General features: G+C 47.1%; 5 protein-coding genes. All 5 read right to left on the reverse strand.

Going from position 1 to position 3,727, the window contains the following annotated elements; translation table 11 throughout:
- A partial coding sequence (locus STRDD11_RS10260; RefSeq protein WP_241209409.1) for an isocitrate/isopropylmalate family dehydrogenase occupies window positions 1-296 on the reverse strand: 296 nt, incomplete at its 3' end.
- Window positions 297-312: 16 nt separating this feature from the next.
- Window positions 313-1,875 (reverse strand): 2-isopropylmalate synthase, encoded by a 1,563-nt coding sequence (locus STRDD11_RS10265; protein ID WP_128837222.1) that lies wholly within the window; start codon window positions 1,873-1,875, stop codon window positions 313-315.
- Between the two features lie 346 nt (window positions 1,876-2,221).
- Window positions 2,222-2,395, reverse strand: a complete 174-nt coding sequence (locus tag STRDD11_RS13715) for a hypothetical protein (protein ID WP_164828466.1) — start codon at window positions 2,393-2,395, stop codon at window positions 2,222-2,224.
- A gap of 16 nt (window positions 2,396-2,411) precedes the next feature.
- Window positions 2,412-3,119 (reverse strand): hypothetical protein, encoded by a 708-nt coding sequence (locus STRDD11_RS10270; protein WP_241209410.1) that lies wholly within the window; start codon window positions 3,117-3,119, stop codon window positions 2,412-2,414.
- A 73-nt stretch (window positions 3,120-3,192) separates the two neighbouring features.
- The coding region (locus STRDD11_RS10275) for a YoaK family protein (protein ID WP_241209411.1) at window positions 3,193-3,727 on the reverse strand (535 nt) is incomplete at its 5' end.

Here is a 3,727-nt window from a genome sequence, read left to right on the forward strand (position 1 = left end):
AGCTCCAGCTCCTTGCGCAAAGCCAGCAGTCCCTGCTCAGGTCGAACTGCTGCATTGTCATACTGAGGGCTGCCGATAGCTGCCAGAAGAATGGCATCTGCAGCCTGGGCCGCCCTTAAAGTAGACGCAGGCAGAGGGTGGCCAGCCGCATCAATGCCGGCACCGCCGAAAGGCAGCTCCTCAACTTCATAGGAAAAACCGATGCTTTCGGCTGCGGCCTGCAGGACCTGAAGACCGGCTGTCATGATTTCCGGACCGATCCCGTCACCAGCCAGCGCAACTATTTTCTTGGTCATAACTCTTTCTTTCTAATCAGTTAGCAGGCAAGTCCCGATAAGAGACTTGATGGCCGATTTCTCCGGCGTTTTCCTTTTGCACAAAAGCATTGGCATGAATATAGGCAATAGCGCTGGCTTTCAATACGTCAAAATCAATGCCGGAAGAGTTGAAAATGGTGTCCGTATCCATATTTTCAACCGCTACCAGAACGCGGGCCTGAGAGTCAATGCCGTCTGTCACAGCCTCGATATTATAAGACAGGAGCTGAACAGACTGGTTGAAGAATTGGTCGATGGCATTAAAGATAGCCTCTACACTGCCCTTGCCTTCTGCCACGCAGCTGACTACTTCGCCTCCTGCATTGACCAGCTGTACATCTGCCGTAATGGTCTGGTCGTCATTGGTCGTCAGCTGCAGGTCATCAAAGTGGAAGCCTTCAGGATTTTCAACCGTTGTGCCGGCAATCAGAGCCCGAATATCCGCATCGGTGACTTCGTTTTTCTTGTCCGCCAAGACCTTAAACTTGGCAAAAAGCTCCTTGATTTCAGACTCTTCAAAGTCCAGAGCCAGCTCTTTCAGCTTTTCGACAAAGGCATGACGGCCAGACAGCTTGCCAAGCGGCAGTGAGTTGCTCTTGACACCGACCAAGTCAGGTGTGATGATTTCGTAGGTCAGCGGATTCTTGAGAACGCCGTCCTGATGGATACCAGACTCATGGGAGAAGGCGTTGCCGCCGACGACTGCCTTGTTCTTCGGCACCGGAATACCTGAGAAGCGGGATACCAGCTCAGAAGTGTTGATTGTCTCATTGAGCACGATGTCTGTCTCAACCTGATAGTAGTCCTGACGAATCTCCAGCGCGACAGCTACTTCTTCCAAGGCTGCATTGCCGGCCCGCTCGCCGATTCCATTGATGGTGCCTTCCACTCGTCTTGCTCCGTGCTTAACAGCCGTCAAACTATTGGCCACTGCCATGCCCAGGTCATCATGGCAATGAGGGCTATAGATAATCTCACGATCTGTCTGAACATTGTCAATGAGATACTGGAAGATATGGCCGAACTCTTCTGGTGTCGTAAAGCCGACTGTATCCGGGATATTGATATAGCTGGCACCGGCATCCACCGCGGTCTGAATCACTTGCAGCAGAAAGTCCAGCTCTGTCCGTGTCGCATCTTCCGGTGAAAACTCGACAATATCGAACTTGGAACGTGCGTAAGACACATGCTCCTTGATTGCTTCCAAGATCTCTTCCTTGGACTTTTTCAGCTTGAACTCTCTGTGAATCGGACTGGTCGCAATGAAGACATGAATCTGCGGATGCTTGGCGTCCTTGAGCGCTTCATAGCAGGCATCAATATCAGACTTGACCGAACGGGCCAGACCGGTGACAGAAGCTTTTGTGATGACTCTGGCAATCTCCTGCACCGCCGCAAATGAATCCGGACTGGCAGCAGGAAAGCCAGCTTCAATAGCCGAAATGCCCCACTTCTCTAACTGCTTGGCAATAGCGACCTTTTCCTTGATGGAAAAATTCACTCCTGGTGTCTGCTCACCATCCCGGAGGCTGGTATCAAGAAACTCAACTTTGCGCATAAATCTATCCTCTTTCTAATGCTTAGAGCAAGTTGCGGCTGTGATTTTTGAAAAAACTTCCCAAAAATCAGCCTGTCAAAGAAAAAACATCTCACTTGGAACCAAGCGAGATGTTGATTTACTCCCGCTTGGTAAGCCAAACAGGACTAATGCTTTCGCACTAGCCCGAGTAACGCAACAACAGGTTAAAGTTTGTAAATTGTGCTGACTTCATGTCTGACTGACTCCTTGTAAAGACGTATCTTATTGATTAGTATTTTAACACAGCATCATAAGGCTGTCAAGAAAAAGTTATTATTTTCAGAAAATTTTTAATATGCTGGATTATTGATAGGATTTTCTATTATCAGAAAGAACTTTTACTGTCTCCCTGAAAGACACCAAAATCATGGGCACTATCGGAATCGAAACTCTGCGAGCAGTACAAAGGAACAACGATATTGGTGGTACCAACTGGTTTTTTCAGCGGATCCGCTTTATCTCCAGGCAACTTAGTAATGGTATTTTCACGATTGAGCATACTCACCCTACCAAAACTAATCATTTATAAATAGCAATCGATTTTTCACGAATGTTGTTTCCCTTTTGATACTTCTGCAAATCTCACTTTCCCCCTGCTTGTACTTCCGCACAGCTAAGAGCCAGCGAATGGGGTTGTTTTGGAATAAGAAAAGGTACAACAAGGCAGGAAAAAGGCCTATCAATAATGAAAATAAAATTTGTGCATCAAATTTCTCCTGCCTTATAAATGAATTTACAATATTTGGTATGGTAGCAATTCCTATAAATGCTAAAAATATAATTACTAACTGTATTATTAGAAAAACTATCATCTTCCCAAACGTCGCTTTTTTCTTACTAAAATTTTCCCAAAACAGATTTGAATCAACGGCTTTCGCAAACTGTTGCGAACTTGCCCCCTGAACCTGCTTCACTTCTTTATACAAGGCCTCTTCCATCATCCATATAAAGCCAAAGCAGACAAAGAGCTGGACAGCGATATAAGGCGGGACCATCCAGCTGCTGTAGCGAAAACCGGAAAAAGCTGGTATGGCCACTATTCCTCCAATCAAACCCAAGAAAATGAAAACCAACATCAAAGGAATAATGGCCCTATTGGTTTTCCTGGCCCCCTCCGTATTTAAAGGGGCACTTTTATCGGCCACTACTAAGGCTTCTTTTGTTCGTGTGTCGTAATAGACAGCCTCATCACCGCTCTGCCCGATAAAAATTATTTTTCTCATTTTTCTTTCTGTTCTTACTGATTATTCTATGATCTTGCTTCTCAAGCTTCTCCATTCTGAAGCTTCTCTCCCCTCACCTCCGTATATACTGAATGCCTCGGCAGAGCAGAAAGGCCGTTAGGATTAGGGAAACCAGCCAGATGGTTTTCAAAAGGTAGAACTGGTCCAGGTAAGCGGAGAAAATAGCCCCAGCAACGAAGCTGCCCAAAAGGGCCACGAAAAAGAGACCTTCCCGCAAATAAGAACGGTCCTTGCTGCGGGCATATCTGCCGAAGGCCACCATGGTTTTCTTGATGTTGCCGGTCATAAAGGAGTTGTTGTAGACAATGCCGTCTACCTCTCCAAAGGCTGTCGCCACTACTCCCATGCAGAAAGCCAGCGGCGGGACAATGTAGATATTGGGAACAGCAGCCGGCAGCAGGCCGGCCAGACCGGTTGTTACAATCAGCGGCACAATGCTGGCCAGCCGCCACCAGGACTGCTCAAAGCGTCCCTGAAAAACAGTCAGCAGGAAAATCCCCAGCATAAAAGCCACCATGGTAGCCAGCTTGACCTCTATCGCCTGAGATTCACGATTAATCAGCTCCACCGACAAAAAGACCACATTG

It is taken from the genome of Streptococcus sp. DD11 (genome assembly GCF_001578865.1).
Taxonomy (GTDB): Bacteria; Bacillota; Bacilli; order Lactobacillales; family Streptococcaceae; genus Streptococcus; species Streptococcus panodentis.